The 17,628-nt window shown below is 72.5% G+C and carries 8 protein-coding genes; 1 reads left to right on the plus strand and 7 read right to left on the minus strand.

All coding sequences use genetic code 11. The features are described from left to right. Nucleotide 1: 1 nt before the first annotated feature. The gene (locus tag KRR26_RS07730; RefSeq protein ID WP_217079494.1) at nucleotides 2–2,224 is read right to left on the minus strand and encodes a YfbK domain-containing protein; all 2,223 of its coding nucleotides are present in this window, start codon (nucleotides 2,222–2,224) and stop codon (nucleotides 2–4) included. Between the two features lie 241 nt (nucleotides 2,225–2,465). Continuing rightward, the gene (locus tag KRR26_RS07735) at nucleotides 2,466–2,612 is read right to left on the minus strand and encodes a hypothetical protein (RefSeq protein ID WP_158611453.1); all 147 of its coding nucleotides are present in this window, start codon (nucleotides 2,610–2,612) and stop codon (nucleotides 2,466–2,468) included. Nucleotides 2,613–3,897: 1,285 nt separating this feature from the next. On the opposite strand from KRR26_RS07735, the gene KRR26_RS07740 reads away from it, so the two are divergent. Beyond that, on the plus strand, nucleotides 3,898–4,689 hold the full coding sequence (locus KRR26_RS07740) for an alpha/beta fold hydrolase (protein ID WP_217079495.1): 792 nt from the start codon (nucleotides 3,898–3,900) through the stop codon (nucleotides 4,687–4,689). On the opposite strand, the gene ddpX is transcribed toward KRR26_RS07740, so the two are convergent. The 5 genes from ddpX to KRR26_RS07765 are packed head-to-tail and all read right to left on the minus strand — an operon-like array spanning nucleotide 4,670 to nucleotide 17,489. Next, complete coding sequence (ddpX, locus tag KRR26_RS07745) at nucleotides 4,670–5,332, minus strand: D-alanyl-D-alanine dipeptidase (protein ID WP_120205829.1); 663 nt, start codon at nucleotides 5,330–5,332, stop codon at nucleotides 4,670–4,672. The genes KRR26_RS07740 and ddpX overlap by 20 nt on opposite strands. 2 nt (nucleotides 5,333–5,334) lie before the next feature. Next, nucleotides 5,335–6,027, minus strand: coding sequence for a 7-cyano-7-deazaguanine synthase QueC (queC, locus tag KRR26_RS07750; protein WP_120205828.1), 693 nt, complete (start codon nucleotides 6,025–6,027; stop codon nucleotides 5,335–5,337). A gap of 46 nt (nucleotides 6,028–6,073) precedes the next feature. Further along, nucleotides 6,074–7,318 carry an acyltransferase family protein gene (locus tag KRR26_RS07755; protein WP_217079496.1) on the minus strand — a complete coding sequence of 415 codons (1,245 nt, stop codon included), beginning with the start codon at nucleotides 7,316–7,318 and terminating at the stop codon, nucleotides 6,074–6,076. Between the two features lie 3 nt (nucleotides 7,319–7,321). After that, complete coding sequence (locus KRR26_RS07760) at nucleotides 7,322–7,930, minus strand: hypothetical protein (RefSeq protein WP_217079497.1); 609 nt, start codon at nucleotides 7,928–7,930, stop codon at nucleotides 7,322–7,324. Nucleotides 7,931–7,943: 13 nt separating this feature from the next. Next, a complete protein-coding gene (locus KRR26_RS07765) occupies nucleotides 7,944–17,489 on the minus strand; it encodes a tetratricopeptide repeat protein (protein WP_217079498.1) in 9,546 nt (3,181 codons plus the stop codon). Nucleotides 17,490–17,628 lie beyond the last annotated feature (139 nt).

The following is a 17,628-nucleotide window of genomic DNA, read 5'->3' on the forward strand; positions in this document are numbered from 1 at the left end:
CCTACTTGATGCGGGGGGCGCGGTCGAAGTCCATTCCGCGAACGGGGACGATGGACTCGAAGCGGTCGTCGCGCTTGTCGAGCGAGCGGGTGGTCCGGATGAGCGCCCCCAGCGTCTTCACGTCAGGGCGATCCTTCAAGGCGGGGCCCAATCCCTCCCAGAGCACGATGAGGCGGTCATAGGTCAGCGGGCGAATCCAGTACGAACCGCGCAGCTTCTCGGCGAACGCCGCCGCCACGTAGGCCAGACGTGTCACGGGAGCGGCGCTTTCATATGAGGACCGCATGGCCTCGGCCGGGAGCTGGACCTCCAGTGGCTTCGAGGAGCCGCCATCTGGCGCCTTGAAGCGAATGCGGAACTTCCCCAGCGGCAGGGAGGGCGTGCGGAGCTGCACCTCGTAGAGGGCGGTCACTTCATGGCCCGCCCCCACCTCGCCGGCATCCACCTTGTCGTCGGTGAACTCCTGCCGCGTCAGGGCCCGGTTCTCATAACCAATCAAGCGGTAGCGAGACACGACCGAGCGGTCGAACTCCACCTGGAACTTCACATCCTTGGCCACGACCTGGAGCATGCCCGTGAGGTTCTGCACGAAGATGCGCCGCGCCTCCTCCAGCCGGTCCACGTAGGCGTAGTTGCCCTCCCCCACCTGGGCCAGGCGCTCCATCAGGACGTCGTTGTAGTGGCCCATGCCGAAGCCCACCGTGGAGAGCGTGATGCCCTGGGCCGCCTGGTCCTTCACGCGAGCCCAGATGCCATCCGCGTCGGTGACGCCGTTGTTCGCCACGCCGTCCGAGCAGAGGATGATGCGGTTGATGCCGCCCTCCACCCGGTTGCGCGCCGCCAGGGCATAGCCCAGCTCCAGGCCCGCCTGAGCGTTGGTGGAGCCACCAATGGACACCGAGTTGATGGCGGCGTGCAGCGGCTGCTTCTCGGTGGCGGCCGTGGGCGCGAGGACCTCCCGCGCCTCACTTCCATACGCGACGATGGAGATCCGGTCGCGCGCGTCGAGCGCGTCCACCAGCAAGTGCAGCGCGCGCTTCACGAGCCCCAGTCGCTCGCTGCCATCCATGGACCCCGAGACATCGATGACGAAGACCAGATGGCTCGGCTTGCGCTCCGCGGCGCGGACCTCCGGCGCCTTCACGCCGATGCGAAGGACCCGGTAGCCAAAGCGCGCGGGAGACGGAAAGCCCTCCACGCTCACCGTGAACGGCACATCCCCTCCGTTGACATAGCCATACTCGAACGCGTTGACGAACTCCTCGACCCGCACGGCGCGCTCGTCGGGGAGCGCGGACCGCTCGAGATAGGCGCGGGTGAGCGAGTACGACGCCGTATCAGTATCCACCGAGAAGGTGGAGAAGCGCTGCTCCTCCGTGTCCACGGTGGGATTCACGCCGTAGCCCTTGAAGTACATGTCACTCAAGGGCGGGGGCGCAGACACCGGCTCGGAGTGACTGGCCGCGGGTTCGCTGGGACGCGGCGCACGGAACACGGTCTGCGGCGTGCCATCCGGAATCACCACCGGCATGAGCGGCACGGCCCAATCCGGCGCGGCGTCACGACTGCTGTTGCTGCCCTGAGGGCCGTCACTGTCCGTCGCAGTGTTCACCCCGATGAGGCCCTCGAACCGACGGTCGGGGTTCCAGGCAGGCGGAGGAAGGAGAGGCCCCTTTCCATTGATCCCGTAACCAGGGTCGCTCGGACTCAGCCCCGAGAGCCAATCCTCGGCCAGCATCCCATCGCTCTGCCCATGCGACCCGCTCCGAGGGACTCGAACCACGGCGATTCGATTGATGAGATCCTGGTCCACATCCACCCCCTGGCCGCGCACAGCACCCACGTCCTCCGTGGGGGCCTCGGCACGTGGGGACGTTGCGGGGATGGGCGTCAGCGCGATGTCGACTCGGACGACGCGGCCCGCTCGCAGGTCCACGCCCGTTCGCTCCGCCACCGCGAAGCCCTCCTTCTCCAAGCGGAGGGAGTAGGCCCCCGGCGGCAGCTGAGGGATTCGATAGTCGCCCTTGGCGTTCGTCACCACGGTCTGGGCGCTCACCGTGCTGGGCGAAGTCGCGACAATGACGACGCCCGGCTCCCCGTTCGGGTTCAACTCGCTACGGACCTTCCCCAGCAGGACGCATGACGCGGCCCGACCCGCCTCGCCCTCAGCCCAGGCGGGCGAGACGAAGAGCAAGAGCCACGCACACAGGGCACTTCGAAACACGAACCTCATCGGGGCAACCTCAGCGAGCCGGGAGGAGGGCATCATCCCGGTCACGCCCACAGCAAACCGCATGTGCACCTCTCCACTTCATCATCGTTTCATCACGGGTGGCATCGATGATGTGGGCGCGGACGAAGACAGCCCGCTCCAGGCGTGCAGCCGAGCAGTGCCGCAGCTCTGAACGCGCGACCCGGGCTCTCAGCGCTCGGGCGGCGTCCCTCGAATCGGTCGGGGCTCGCGCTCAGTCGCGCGCGGCCCACAGGTCGGCAGCGGAGAGGGTGAAGTCGCTCTTGCCGTCCGCGTCCACCCACTCGACCGATGTCCCGCCGTACCGGAGCACGGGCCTCAGTTCGCGCTCCAGTCGCCGATAGGTGAACGTCGGTGACATAGGGAGCATCCAAACCTCCGCGCGCGTCGTCTCTCCATGAAGACCCCACGGTACCGTTCATCCAGTTCGACGGCTACGGAGTGGCGTCCCAGCCGCGACGTCGCCACGAGAGGAACTCAAGAATCAGCGGCGCAGGGCCTGAAAGGGAAAGGCAGTCGGCGTAGGGGGCGGAATCAGAAGCAGGGTGCGTCGTGATGATGCGGACCCCACGCACCTCTTGGGCGGTTGAGCCCAATGGGCAGCATGGGCCGTCGCCAATCCAGTAGTGCGTGGGAGGCGCAGTAGCGACTGCACCCGAGAGGACGAACGCTCTCTCCGCGCTCGCAATGGGCCACCTCGAGCCACCCCCGGAGGTAGCTGCGACCTTCACGCCATTGGCCCAATCACACTCATTTCCTACATGAAAAGAGCGACATATCCCCTGCAACTTGCCGCTGTTCAGCTCACGAGGCACCAAGACCTTTCCCACACCCGGATACGTCTCGAGGGGCACACCCATACGAGCGACGGGCTTGGATGCCCAGAGCACGACCTTCCGAAGATATTGAGGACGCGGAGTGGCTTGAGCATCCGGGCCACATCAACCTGAGGCCCAACCAGGGCGGCGCCACGTCTCTGCGCCGCACCCAGTTGGGCCTCAGACCCAACGCCGACCTGACGAATGCCTTGAAGCCCCCTCGCCCCTCCCTCACGGAGTGATCGCCCCCTCGGCGACTCCGTGATGACGTCCACCTGCTTCGCATTCGCCTCCGTGCGCCGCTCCCCTCCAAGGACTGGGAGAACACGCACAGAGCCCCAACGAGCGACTGCTTCAGCTCGTCACTGACCACCGTTCCCTCGGTACTCGCCATTCATCCAGACAGCAGCTCGGCACGACACCGCATGGAGCCGCCGCCCTCAGTCGCGGACCACTCCAACGGATGCACATGCGGAGCTTCAGGACGAACACCTCGGTGCAGGTGATGTCGCATCATTCGCAGACTCACCTCGCCCGTGCCTCACGAGGACATCGTCACTTCATCATCGTTTCATCATGATGGGACCGGACGTCGGGGAGTGAGCGTCCGCAGCATGGACGCGCCGCGCCCAGGTGCCGCCGCGGACTCTCGCGACATCACAGCGTGCTCCACTCAGCGTCTGTCTTTGGGCCGCGCCTCGGCGAATCTTCCATGCCGTGATGCCGCGTGGCAGCTTTGCAGGAAAGAACGAAGCTATCAACTTGCGCGTGCGTTCCGTACTTCTGCGTGCGACCGGGCTCCTCCGGTCTCATCCAGGAGACACGCCAATGGACGCAACGAGAGACTCGCGGCCCCCGCTGCTCGACGGGCTGCGCCTGCACTTCACGGTGATGGGCGAAGGCCCTCCGCTGTTGCTGCTTCATGGCTTCACCGGCGTGGGCGCGGACTGGGCCCATGTCTTTGATTTGGACGCGCTGGGCCGCCAATACCGGCTGATCGTTCCGGACCTGCGCGGCCATGGTCGCAGCCTCAACCCCTCGGACAACTTCACCATGCGCCAGTGCGCGGTGGATGTCCTGGCGCTGCTGGACTCGCTGGGGATCGAGCGGTGTCGCGCCATGGGGATGAGCCTGGGCGGCAACACGCTGCTGCATGTGGCGACGCTCGCTCCCGGCCGCGTCGAGCGCATGGTGCTCGTGTCCAGCACGCCGTACTACCCCGCGCAGGCGCGCCAGCTCATGGCCACCTTCACGGAGGAGTCACGCTCCGAAGCGGAGTGGGCGGAGATGCGCTCCAAGCACGTTCACGGCGACGCGCAGATCCGAGCGCTCTGGCGCCACGCGCGCGGCTTCGCGAACAGCGTTGACGACATGAACTTCACCCCGCCCCTGCTGGGCACGGTGCGCGCGCCGACGCTGCTCGTCCAGGGCGACCGGGATCCGCTCTATCCCGTGGAGCTGTCGATGGAGATGTACCGCGCGATTCCGGCGTCCCGCCTGTGGGTCGTTCCAGGGAGCGGCCATTGCCCCATCTTCGGGGAGCAGCGGGAGCCCTTCGCTTGCGCCGCCCTGGCCTTCATTGCGACGCCGCCCGACGGCCTCAGGGCTTCGGTGACGTGAACGGCACGTCCTGGACCGGGAGCTTCGTGGCGCCGGGCAGGTCGAAGTGCCACCACTCCATCTTGTTCGGCGTGAAGCCCGTCCCCGTCATCGCCTCGAGGAGAATGGCGCGGTGCGCTCGGGACGCGGGCGTCCCTCCTGTGTAGCCCTGGTGCGCCGCCGGGCTGAAGCTGTCGAACGGGGTCGGCATCTCCACCTCGCCCCCCTCCCGTGTCACCAGCGTCAGGTCCACCGCCGCGCCTCGGTTGTGATTGGAGCCCTTGCGCGGGTCCGCCACATATCCAGGCTTGGGCATGATCTTCCACATCTCCCACTGCACCGCGCGCGGCCGATAACAATCATAGACCTTCAGCCGATAGCCTTTCGGCCGCAGCGCGTCCGCCGCCTGCTTCAGCCGGCGCGCGGCGTCTGGCAACAACAGACACCGCGCGCCGTCGGGATACACCTTGCGATTCAGGAAGTTGTCGGGCGTCGCGTAGCGGAGGTCCAACACCAGGTCCTCCACCACCGTCGTCGCGTCCACCAGCGGCGCGATGCTCGCATCCGGCGCCGGGGGGCTCGCTGCTCGCTGAGGCGCTTGCGCGAGCGCTCCGCTTCCCAGACTCAGCCCTGCCACCACCAGCCATCCCGATGCGGCGCGCATGCTCAGACTCCGTCCGTGTACGGCGTGGGGTCCGGGACTCCGGCCTCCTCGAAGCCCTTCTTGCGCAGCAGGCAGCTGTCACAGCGGCCACACGCGCGGCCCTTCGTGTCCGGGTCGTAGCAGGAGTGGGTCAGGCCGTAGTCCACGCCCAGCCGCACGCCCTCCTGGATGATCTGCGCCTTCGTCAGACCCGACAGCGGCGCGTGCACGGTGAAGCGCGCGCCCTCCACGCCCGCCTTGGTGGCCAGGTTCGCCATGGACTCGAAGGAGCGGATGAACTCGGGGCGGCAGTCCGGATAGCCGCTGTAGTCCACCGCGTTGACGCCGATGTAGATGTCCGTGGCGCCCACCACCTCCGCCAGCCCCAGCGCCATGGAGAGGAACAGCGCGTTGCGCGCCGGCACGTACGTCACCGGAATCTCGTGCGACATCTCGCCGTCCGAGCGGTCCTTGGGCACCGGGATGTCCGCTGTGAGCGCCGAGCCACCAATCTGGCGCAAGTCCACCGTCACCACTCGGACGTCCGTCACGCCCATCACCTGGGCCACCTTGCGGGCCCGCTCCAACTCCACCGAGTGACGCTGTCCATACGCGATGCCCAGACACACGGGCTCGAAGCCCGCCGCCTTCGCCATCGCCAGACACGTCGTCGAATCCAGGCCCCCGGACAGGAGCACCACCGCGCGCTTCGTCATCAGTTCCTCCGTGCTTCGTCGCGGCGCACGTTACACGACGCGCGCTTCAGCCCGCCCGACTGGATGAGGCCACCGGGCCCGCCCCCAGGAAGGGCCGCTCGAAGTACCGGTGAAACATCCGGCTGGCGACCACGATGAGCGGTGTCCCCACGAGCGCTAGAAACGCATACAACCCACCGGACGACAGGCCGAGCGCCCGGCCCACCTGCTCCACTCGAATCAACAGCGGCACGTGCACCAGATACAGGCTGTACGAGAAGCCCCCCAGGGCCACCAGCCCCCGCGGCGTGAGCGCGCGCACCCAGCGACTCGCCGTGCCCTCGCCGTGCGTCGTCGCGCGAGTGCAGTGCACCACGAGACAAGCCGTGCCGAGCGCGAGGACGAAGTCGCTCACCCAATGGAACGGGCTGCGCTCCACGCCGGGCGGGGCGTACCAGTTGAGCTGGGGACAGACATAGACGAGCACCTCGGCGCCCACCCCGAACCCAACCGCGAGCCAGACCCACGGCACGCGCGCCCAGGAGGGCGACTCGTGCTCGGGGAAGTTGATGGCCGCGGCCACCATGCCGAGCGCGAACAGGCCGATGAACCAGGGCGCCGCCGAGTGGATGCTCGGGAAGGCCCAGGTCAGCGCGCAGCCCACCGCCGTTCCCACGCCGATGGCCGCCGCCCCGCCCCATCTCCGCCACGCGGGCAGCAGGAGGAAGGGGAAGAAGAAGTAGATCTGCCACTCCGTGGCGATGCTCCAGAGCGGGCCGTTGGTGGCGTAGACCCACTCGGGAAACAGGTTGTGCACCAGTGTCAGGTGCGAGACCAGGTTGCCCGGTGAGAAGCTGTGCCGACCGCTCTCGCGTCCCAGCAGGAACGAGGGCAGCACGCACAGGAGCGAGAATGCGAAGGCCGCGTAGTACGGCGGCAGGATGCGGCGAGCGCGGCGGCGCAGGTACGTGCGCCACCCTCCCGACATCTCACGTCGCCGCGAGCGCACCACGGGCAACATCAAGCAGTAGCCCGACAGGACGATGAAGACGACGACCGCCGAGTGGCCTCGCACGAACAGGTCCACGAGGTGCCGCCACGGCGCGCTCACGCCGGGGGTGGGCGGTGTCCAGCCCACCGTCTGCAGCATGTGGTGGTTCAGCACGTAGAGCGCGGCGAGACCGCGCAGCCCCTCCAGGAAGGGCAGACGCAAGGAGGCGGGAGCGGGAGACTCCGCGCCGGGGAGGCGCGCGGTGGGCTCAGCGGACTGCCGCTCGTCGGGGGACGGCGCTGCGGGCAGGGGCTGGGCCATGGCTCAGTACGTTCGCTCTCCTCGGACCGTGTAGACGGTGGTGCAGGTGGAGGGCTGGCAGTTGCACTTGGGGCCCGAGCCCGGCAGGAAGACGTCTCGCAACGTGCCGCACGCGAGCGTCGCGTCGTAGCCGCCTTCCTTGGGCCCTGGGGGCGTGCCCGTGGGCGTGCCTCCGTCCAGGCGGGCGCAGTCGCCCTCGATGCCGCGCGTCTGGCTGTCGCTCAAGAGCAGCACGTTGAGCGCCTCTTCAATCTGCGAGTCCTCGCAGCCCGTGCCACAGGATGCGCGCGGCGCGGAGGCGCGGTGCGTGGACATGGCGAGCTGGCCCTCGAAGCCCGCGTCGCGCGTGAAGCCCTGCACCGTGAAGAAGCCCGTGCCCGCATCGGTGTCGCGCGAGAACGTCCCCTCGAAGCGGAACGTCCCGGCGTCGTCAATCTGCGCGAAGTCTGGCGAGCCCGCGTCGCAGGTGGTGCGGCCCGGGTCCAGCTTCGCCTCGAAGCGGAACGAGCCCACCACCTGGTTGCCCGGGTACACGGGGTCCGAATAGCAAGCCATCGCCACCAGCACCGCGGTGACGGGGACCAGGAGCAGCGCGAGTCGCTTCAAGGGCATGAGGCCCGCGAGGTTAGACGTCCAGCGCCGCGAGAGCCACCGCGCGGAAGGCCTCGCTGTTCGCCAACACCGCACCCACCTCCACCCGCATCGGATCCCCGCCGCGCACGCTCGCGTCCAGCAGCGCCAGCACCCGGCCCGCCGCGAGCGACGTTGGCATCGCGCGCCAGGCCGTTACCGCCGCCGCGTCCAGCTCGGGCATAGCTCCAGGCCGCGCCAGCCGCGCGCCGTGCTCGCCGAGCACGAGCGCCAGCGCGCACAGCCAGCCCAACTCCACGGGCCCGAAGCACGCCAGCGACGCCGCGCCCAGCACCAGCGTGTCCGGCGTCACCAGGTACGCCTCCACGCCTCCCGTGGGGGCGACGCGCACGCGCACGTCCGCCGCGCCCAGCGACGCGAGCATCGGGTTCAGTGCGGAGTACAGCCGGGGGAGGCTCTCCGTCGTCACCGGCACCGCGTTCGCGGGCATCGCGTGCTCGAACGCGCCCTCGCGCGGCGGCAGCGCGGTCACGGGTGCGCGGGGGGCCGGCGTCTTGCTCGACGCGAGCGATGCCGCGATGCCGTCCACGCGCTCGACCACGTCCTTGCGGCCCACGGCGCGCAGGGCCTCCGCGAAGAGCGTCCAGCCGTCCACGTCCATCGTGCGCTCGCGCAGCAGGGCCGGCCAGAGACGAATCGCCAGCGCGGCCCCCTCGGCGGTGGGCGCGAGGCGCTCGGCGACGAGGCGCGTGGCTTCGGGGGACAGCACACCCGAGTCCGCCAGCCGCTCGGCCAGCCGCGTCGCCGGGGCCACGAGCTGCGCCTCCAGGTAGCCGCGCAGGATGGACTCCAGCATCGCCGGTTCGTCCGTGAGCCGCTCGCGAAGCTGGAGCGCTTCTCCGGTGTGGCCTCGCTCCTCCGCCAGCCGCGCGCGACGGGCCAGCCGCTCATCCGTCTCCGGGAGCTGCTCCAACTGCGCGGCGGCGTCTCCGGGCCGCGCGAGGGCCTCGAACGCGTCCGCGAGTCGCTCGCGATGCGGCGCCCACGCGTCCGGACCTTCCACCGCGGACAGGCGCTCCGCCAGGGAGAGGAAGACCGCGGGCTCGCGTGACTCGTCCACCAGGGCCAGCAGGAAGCGGACCGCGGGCAGGCACGCGTCATCGTCCGCGAGCGCCAGCTCGAAGGCCTGACGCGCCTCCGCGGGCTGCGCGAGTGGACCTTGGAGCAGCTCGCCGCGCTCCAGGTGCAGCGCCGCGCGCGCCTTCGGCTCCGCCTCGCCCTCGGCGAGCTGTGCCAGCGTGCGCTCGGCGGGCTCCAACCGCTCCAGGGCGCGCTCCAGCGCGTAGCGCTCGCGCAGCAGGGACGCGCGCCGTTCGGCCCAGCCGTCGGCGAGCATCGACAGGGCTTCGATGCGGGCGGGCTCGGGCTGCGCGCGCACGTGCGCCAGCACGGCCTCCGCCACGGGCTCGGGCAGACTCCCCGCCTCCGGGAGCAGGAGCGTCAGGCGGGCCGCGAAGCCCGGCGTGGTGGACAGTTCGTCCAGGGCGCGCAGGCGGGCCCTCACGGAGGCGGCCGGGCCGCGGGCCACTTCGTCTCGCAGCGCCACGGCGAAGGCGCCGTCACGCTCGGCGGACAGGCCCGCCAGCTCCAGCAGTCCCTCCCACTCGCCCTCCGCGCGCAGGCCGTCCGCCAGGGCTCCCGCGTGGGCGGAGTCCGCGTCCGGCAGCGCGACGAGCGCCCACAGCGCCTCACGTGAGCGGACCGTGTCTCCCGCCTGCGCGGCCATGGCCAGCGCGTCGGTGTACTCGCCCGCGGCCATGGCGGGCGCGAAGCCCACGTCCACGGCTCGCGCGAAAGCGCCCAGTCGGCCAAAGCGCTCGGCCAACTCGGCGGGAGGCAGGATGTCCGGGGCCTCGGAGGCGATGCGCTCGATGACCTCCAGCGCCTCGCCCGACTCGTTCGCCTTCTCCCAGAGGTCCGCCGCCTCCAACAGCAGCGGAGGCCGCTCATCGGGGGCGGCCAGCTTCGCGGCCTGCAACAGGGCCTGGGCCGCGCGCGGCGCGTCTCCCGAGGCACGGTGCAGGTGCGCGACCAGCAGCGCGGCGCGCAGGTCCGGCTCGGTGGAGGCGGCGGCCTTCGCGGCCTTGAGCGCATCCTCCAGTCGCTCCGCCTTCTCGAACGCGCGCGCGGCGGCGACGAGCAGCGTCACCCGCTGCGCGCCCGTCACCAGCTCGGCGCGCGCCACGCGGACCTCGGCGCGTCGCGCGTGCGACTCTCCGAGCAGCGGCTCCAGGACTTCGAGCGCCTCGGCGTAGCCCGCGCCGGACGGGCCGCGTGACACCACGAGCTCCAGCGCGTCGCGGGCCACGTCCTCGCGCCCCGCGTCGCGCGCCAGCGTCGCGAACTCCAACCGCAGCGTGGAGGCTTCGTCCGCGTCCACCGTCAGCGGGATGAGCCGCTCCAGCGCGTCAACCAGGAGCGCCGTCTGCGCTCGCGCGCGCAGCCCCTCCACGAGCGCGCGCAGGGCCGGCACGTCCGAGGGGTCCGCCTCCGCGGCGCGCTGGGTGAGCGCCCAGGCCGCCTCGGGGTCCGCCATCGACTCGGCGGCGACCGAGGCCGCGGCCAGGAGCAGCTCGGCGGCGCGGGCGCCCCCAGCGGCTTCCGCTCCGGCCTCGTACACCGCCAAGAGGTCGCCGTGGCGTCCCAGCGCGCGCAGGCCTCGCACCGCGCGGTCGATGACCGTCGCGTCCGAGGGCCGCAGCCGCACGAGGGGCAGCAGCGCGTCGATGGCCTCGCGCGGGTCCTCGAAGAGCTCCGCAGCGCGGCGGTACATCGCCTCGCGGGTGGCGCCGTCCTCGGTGCGCTGAGCGAGCAGCAACGAGGCCCGGTAGAGCCCCGCCGCGTTGTTCGTGCGCGCGTGCACTTCCGCGAGCAACGAGAGCGCCTCATGGCCGCGCTCGCCCTCCGGCTCCAGCGCCACCACCGCGTCGAAGGACTCCGCCGCGTCGTGGAAGGCGCCCGCCGCGAGGGACGCATGGCCCAGGCGAAGGTGCGTGCGCGCGCGCAGCGGCACGGGCAGCGCGTCACCGCCCGCGGACAGGAGCTTGCGGTCATACGGCCGCGCCGCGGTGGCGCCGCCGTCTCTCGCCGCCAGCTCGGCGCGCGCGGACAGGGCGTCCACGTCGGTGCTCGCGCGGGCCAGGTAGTCGTCGAAGGCCTCGGCGGCCAGCAACGCCTCGCCCGCGTCGAGCAGCGTCGTCGCCCGCTCGCGCAGGAGCGGCAGGGCTTCGTCCGGCGTCACCGCCGCCGCGCGCTGGGCGAGCAACTCCGCCAACCGGCGCACGTCCCCAGCCGCCCGCTCGCGCACGCGCTCGAAGGCCTCCGCGCTCGCGGGGCTCAGCTCGAAGGCCTGGTTCTCACACAGCAGCGCGCGCTCCAGGGCTCCCGCGTCGCGGAAGGCCCGGGCGGCGGCGAGGTAGCTGGCGGCGGCCTCGGTGGGCGCCTGACGCCCGGCGCGGCGCAGCATCAGCTCGGCCAGGGCCTGCCAGTCCTCGGAGGACACGAGGAAGGCGTGGTGCCGGGTGAAGACGGGCTCGCGGAACGGCTCCGCCTCCAGCAACACCGCGTCGAACTCGGCGGCATCGGCGGGGCGGCGCACCTGGTGCAGCAGCTCCGCGGCCTGCGCGGTCAGCTCCAGGTCGTCCGGCCTCGCGGCGCGCGCGGCGATGAGGGCCGCCGCGGCGGCCTCGGGCTTCTGGGCGCGATCGCGGTAGAGGAGCGCGGCCCGGTAGAAGAGGTCCGCGCGGCGCGCGGCATCGGTCGTGTCTCCGGCGCACTCCTCGTACCAGGCGGCCAGCTCGCCCAGCCGGTCTTCCTTCTCCAGGAGCCCCGCGAGCAGCGCCTCCGCCTCCGCGAGCGCGCGGTCCTGACGCAGCGCCTCGCGCAGGAAGCCCTCGGCCTTGGCCGAGTCGGCCAGGACGCCCAGGTTCAGCCGGGCCAGCCGGAGCAACACGGGCGCTCGCGCGGGCGTCTCGGTGAGCAGCGGCAGACCTCGCTCCAGCCAGCGCGCCTCGGCCGAGGCGTCGTCCCGGCGCTCCGCCAGCGCCGCGCCCAAGCGCGCCGTCCCCAGGTCCGCCGCCAGCGCGAAGGCGCTCTCCAGCGCCTCCTCCGCGGCGGAGAGGTCCAGCTTCACGTCGCGCAGCAGCTCGGCGCGACGCCGCTCGTGGGCCGCGGCGTCGGCGGGCCGGCCCTGCTCGGTCAGGAGTTCCCGCAGGTCCACCAGCGCGCGCAGCGCTTCGTCCGCGCGGCCCGTGTCCTCCGCGAGCCGGGCCTCTTCTTCGTAGGCGGCGAGCGCGGAGGGAAGGTCGTCCGCGGCGAGGCTCAGCCCGGCCACCTGGCGCAGCTCGACGAGGAGGTCCGCCACGCGGCCCGTCTCGCGGTAGAGCGACACGAGTCGGCGGTGCAGCGGCAGCGGCGCCTCGGACATGCTCGCCGCGCGCGAGAGCAGCGATGCCGCCACGCCCGCGTCGGACAGGGCCGCGCGCGCTCGGTCCGCCAGCGCCACCAGCCGCTGCGCCGTGCGCTCCGAAGGCGCCAACGCACGCGCGTGCGTGACGAGCACCTCGAACGCGCCTCGCGGGTCGTCCCGCTCCAGCAGCGCGGAGAGCCGTCCCACCGCGGGCTCGCACAGCGGCCGCTCGGCGAGCAGCGTCCGGTAGGCCGTCACCGCGCGACGAACGTCACCGGACTGCTCGGCCAGCTCGCCCAGCCGCAGGAACACGGCCTCGGCAGGGTCGGGCGCATCGTGGAAGTCCACCGCGGCGGCGAGCGACTCTTGCAGCGGCAGCGCCTCGCGCACCGCGCCGCGCTGATAGAGCAGCTCCGCGAGGATGGCGAGGTCCTCGCCCTGCGCCGCCACGAGGGCATGCGCGCGACGCGCCAGCCGCAGCGCGCGGTCCACATCCTCGGCCCGCCGCGCGTACGCCACGCCTTCACGCAGGAGCGACGCGGCCTCCTCGGGCGACGCCCCCTCCGCCGCGGCCTCCAGGAGCGATGCGGCCTCCAGCGGCTCGCCCCGCCCCGCCACCAACGACACCAGCCGCCGGCGCACCGCCGAGTCCGCGGGGTCCAGGCGCAGCGACTGGCGCAGCGCGGCCTCGGCGGGCCCTGGCTGCCCCAGTCGGTCCAGGTACAACCCGGCCAGCTCCGCGTACAGCGCCGCGCCAGAGCCCGTGGGCGCATGCGGCGCCTCGTCGGCCAGCAGCGCGGCGAGGCCCTTCCAGTCCTCCAGCCCGCGCAGCACGCGGTGCAATCCGTCGATAGCGCGCGCGTGGCGCGGAGCCAACGCCAGGGCGGACTCCAAATCCCGAGCGGCGTCGCGCAGCCCACCCGCCGCTTCGAGCAGCGCGGCGCGAGTCAGCAACGCCTCCACCCGCCGAGGCACGGGCCCCTGGCGCGCGGCCTCGGCCAGGGCAGAGGCCTCTTCATCGGCCTGGCCCTCGCGACGTGCCAGCTCCGCGAGCGCGAAGAAGGCATCGCAGCGCTCCTCCGCGGGCGGCTCCAGGTCAATGGCCGCACGCAGCGCCGCGCGCGCGGGGCCGCGCGCATCCTGACGGAGCAGCACGGCGGCCAGCGCCATCATCCGCTCACGCGCCCGAGCGCCCAGGGAGGCATCGGCGGCCACGGCTCGACGCCACGCCTCCAGCTCTGCGGACTCTTCCTGCGCCTCGTGCGCCAGCTCGGCCAGCGCGAGCCACAGCGGCGCGGGGCGGTGTGACAGCGACGCGGCCTCGGCGTAGTCCTCGCGGGCCACGGCCAGACGCCCCGCGCTCCGGTGCAGCGCCGCGCGCCGCGCCAGCAGCTCCGCGCGAGCCTCGCCCGTGGACGCGGACACCAACGAGCCCAACAACTCCAGGCGCTCGGCCTCCTCGTCGGGCGTCCCGGTGCCAGCGGGCGGCAGCAGGTCCAACAAGGACTGCGCGGCCCAGGTGTCCTCGGGCTCGTCGCGCAGGAGCCCGCGCAGCGAGTCCGCCGACGTGGTGGTCCGCCCCAGCGCGAGGCTCAGCTCCGCCAGCTCACGCCGCACCTGACGCCGGGCGTCTCCCGTGAGGCGCGGCCACAGCTCCACCAGCAGGTCCGCCAGGGCCTCGCGTGCGCCCGCCTTGCGGTGCAGCGCGGCCAGCTCCAGGCGCGCGTCCAAGTCCTCCGGCGCGCGGGCACAGTACTCGGCGAGCAACCGGCGCGCGGCGTCCGTGCGCGACGCCCGCACGGCGGCGGTGGCGGCCTTGCGCGTGAGGGCCACCCGCTCCGTCTCTCGGGGCGCGTCCGCGTCCGAAGGCGGCAGGGCCAGCACGGCCTCGAAGTCTTCCAGCGCGGCGCGCGCGTCGGTGACGAGCCGCAGCTCGCCTCGGTGCACCCGGGCCGGCGCGTAGGTGGCATCGCGCTCCAGCGCCTCGGCGAGGAACGACTCCTCGCGGCTGGTCCCCGCGGCCAGGAGCGAGGCGCGGAAGAGGAGCTTGGCGCCCTCGCGCGCTTCCGGCACCAGCAGGGCACGGCGCGCGTACAGGCGCGCGGCCTCCAGCTTCTCGCCGCGCTCCAGCTCCAGCTCGGCCAGCAGCTCCAAGACCTCGGCGGCCAGCGGCCCCTTGGGGCTCGCCTCCAACGCGGCCGTCAGGCGCAGCAGCGCCGCCGGGCGCTCTGCGCGCTCCAGCAGGGCGCGAGCGCTCTGGAGATAGAGCGGCGCGGCCTCCTCCGCCCGGTCCGCGCCCACCAGCGCCTGGGCACGCGTGGCCCACAGCTCCGCGAGCGCCTGCGCCTCTCCGGCCTCGGTGTAGAGGGCTTCGAGTCGCCCGGCCAGGGCGTCATCCAACCGGCGCAGCGGGAACGCCTGCGCGTAGGCGGCGATGGCCCCCTCGCGATCGCCGAGCATCTCGCACGCGCGGCCCAGTCGGGAGCGCACGTCCGCCAGCTTCTCGGGCGCCGCCGTGCGCGGCAGCATCGCGAGCAGTCCCTCCAGCGCGCGCCGGGCGTGCTCGGGCCGCTCGCAGCGCAGGGACAGGTCCGCCAGGTCCAGCAGCACCGCCGAGTCCGGGGCGAGCCGCGCCGCCTTCTCCAGCGCCACCAGCGCCTCGCCCACGCGGCCCAGGCGGGCCTCCAACACATGGGCGAGTTCGCGCAGGGCCGCCGCCCCGAGCCGCTTGTCACCCTGCGCCTCGGCCACCCGCGCGCGCTCCTCCAGCGCCGCGGCCAGCCCCGCCATGTCCGAGCGCTTGCGCTGCAACGCGCACAGCTCACCCAGCGCCGGCAGGTCATCCGGCTCCGCGCGCAGCACCTCTTGCAGCGCGTGCGCCGCGAGGTCCAAATCAAACGCGAGGTCGCGTGCGGCCACCGACAGGCGCCGGTAGCGCTGCGCACGCTCCTTGGGCTCCGTCGTCAGCCGCGCCAGGGAAGCCAGGCACCGCGTCAGGAGCGCGCCGTCCCGCCGTGCCTCCGCCAGCGACAGCAAGGACTCCAGCGCGGGGCGATGGTCCCCCTCGGCCTCCAGGGCGAGCGTGAGCAGCCGCTCGGCCTTCTCCGGCTGCTGGAGTCGGCCCCGGTACAGCTCGCCGGCCTCGGCCCACAGCGCGGCGCGCGCCTTCGGCTCCTCCTTCAGCGCGGCGGCCTTCTCCAGCGCCTCCGCGAGTTCCTGTCCGCGGCCCGTGCCCCGGAAGTAGGGAATCAGCTCGTCCAGCGCCACGCCGTCGCGTGGATCCAACGCCAGCGCGGACTCCAGATGCTCACGCGCACGCGCGGGGTCGCCCAGCCGCGAGCGGTACAGCCGGGCCAGGGCGTGGTGACTCTCATGCGCGGCCTTGCGCACCCCTTCCGAGCGCGGCGCCGGGCCCGCCAGCTCCAGCGCCTGCTGATAACCGGAGAGCGCCTCTTGGAGCCGTCCCAATCCCTCGGCGACGCGCGCGGCGGCGAAGAGGGGCTCGGGCTCCCCGGGCAAGAGCGACACCGCCTCGCGGTAGCGCAAGAGCGCGTTCTCGGGCTGGCGCAGGCCCTCTTCCCACACGCGGCCGGCGAGCAGGTTGGACTGCCCCACCCGGTCCAGCTCGTGCCGGGCCAGCGCCACGTCGCGCAGCCGGTCCAACGCCTTGAGCGCGCGCAGGTGCTCACCCCCTCGGTGGCACAGCTCGCCCAGCAGCAGCAGCGCGTCGGGCTGGTCGGGCGACAGCCGCAGCGCGGCCTCGCAGTGCAGCCGCGCCCCGGCGACGTCGTCATCCGTCTGCGCGCACAGCCGCGCGAGGTGCACGTGCGCATCGGCCGCCTCGATGGGGTCGCGCGCGAGGGCCGCCAGGCGACGGTAGGCCCGCACGGCACCGGCGCGGTCTCTTGCCTGATCCGACGCCCGCGCCAGGGCCTTGAGCGACGGCAGGTGGTCCGGCTTCAGGCCGAGCAGTTCGTGCAGCGCCTTCACCGCGACCTGGGGCGCCGTGTCTCGCGATGAACGCGCGGCGGCCTCGGCCGCGAAGAAGGCCGCGGCGTCCTCCGACACGCGCCGAGCCTGCGCGCACAGCGCCAGATAGCGCTCCGCCGCGCGAGCCCCCTCACCGCGGCGCTCGCGCACCACCGCCTCGCCCCACAGGGCCGCCGGGCTGCGGTCTCGCCGACGCAGGAGCGTGGCCGCCACGTCCAGCGCCAGGTCATGCGCCTGCGGATCCGCCACCAACAGGGACAGCAGGCGCTCCGCGGCGAAGGGGTGCGCGTCCTGCGCGTCTCCGGCTTGGAGATAGGCCTGGCGCGCCTCGGCCAGCCGCCCCTGCGCGACGAGCGCCTCCGCGTCCGCGAAGGCCCGCGCGCCCTCCAGCGTGAGCATCAGCTCCTCGTCCGGAGGAGCCGGCGGAGGAAGCCCTCCCGCCGCGAAGCGCAGCCGCAGCCCGCTGGGGGACACCTCGGCGGCGGACAGGCGCGCGGTGTCCAGCGTGGGCATCTTGTAGCCTCGGCTCAGCGCCGCGAGCTGACACAGCGCCGGCAACACGCGCGTGGAGAAGCCCGTGGCGCCGCGCACCTCCACGTCGGGCAGCAGCGCCAACGCGCCCACCGCGGTGGACAACAGCCCCGGCACCTGCACCGCCGGCGTGGCGCAGAAGCCATACAGCCGCACGTCGTAGAGGTAGACGGCGAGCTTGTCCCCATCCGCGTCGAAGGCGACCTTGAACGTGAACGGCGTGCGCTCCGGCGCGGGCAGCCGCCCCTGGCCCTCCAGGTAGCCGGGGCGGAAGTGGAGCCTCAGGTCCTCGATGCCCGCCAGTCGCCCGGCCAGCTCCGCCACCTTGCGGCCCACGAGGTCCGCGTCGACGGACAGCTCCAGGAAGCCGAACAGCAGCTTCTTGCGCTGGTAGCGCGTGGCGCCCGCGCTGACGTTGAACGGAAAGCTGACGTCCGGAATCTGAAGCGCGAAGTCGGAGATGCGCAGGCCGGGCTGCACCTCCAGCGCCGGAAAGCCCACGAAGGCGCGCCGGTCCAGCAGGCGCAGCTCGGGTGCGGCGGCACCCGCCGGGGACGCGGCAGGCTTGGAGGAGTCGCTTTCGGTGGCCATCGCGGAGGCGGGGAGGGTACCACGCAGGCTAAGCCCTCGAAATTTTTGCCAATCCCCCGCTTGTCGGGCAGGCGGCGGGGCAAGGGAGACCCGGCGCACGGCCCCGCAGAACGCGGTGCGCAACGAGCCGAAGCCGTGC

This window comes from Citreicoccus inhibens (genome assembly GCF_019039035.1).
Lineage (GTDB): Bacteria > Myxococcota > Myxococcia > Myxococcales > Myxococcaceae > Citreicoccus > Citreicoccus inhibens.

What these genes read in the sequence shown, in the direction of transcription:
- KRR26_RS07735 (WP_158611453.1), bottom strand. Translation starts at nt 2,612, where the DNA reads ATGTCACCGACGTTCACCTATCGGCGACTGGAGCGCGAACTGAGGCCC.
- KRR26_RS07740 (WP_217079495.1), top strand. Translation starts at nt 3,898, where the DNA reads ATGGACGCAACGAGAGACTCGCGGCCCCCGCTGCTCGACGGGCTGCGC.
- ddpX (WP_120205829.1), bottom strand. Translation starts at nt 5,332, where the DNA reads ATGCGCGCCGCATCGGGATGGCTGGTGGTGGCAGGGCTGAGTCTGGGA.
- queC (WP_120205828.1), bottom strand. Translation starts at nt 6,027, where the DNA reads ATGACGAAGCGCGCGGTGGTGCTCCTGTCCGGGGGCCTGGATTCGACG.
- KRR26_RS07755 (WP_217079496.1), bottom strand. Translation starts at nt 7,318, where the DNA reads ATGGCCCAGCCCCTGCCCGCAGCGCCGTCCCCCGACGAGCGGCAGTCC.
- KRR26_RS07760 (WP_217079497.1), bottom strand. Translation starts at nt 7,930, where the DNA reads ATGCCCTTGAAGCGACTCGCGCTGCTCCTGGTCCCCGTCACCGCGGTG.
- KRR26_RS07765 (WP_217079498.1), bottom strand. Translation starts at nt 17,489, where the DNA reads ATGGCCACCGAAAGCGACTCCTCCAAGCCTGCCGCGTCCCCGGCGGGT.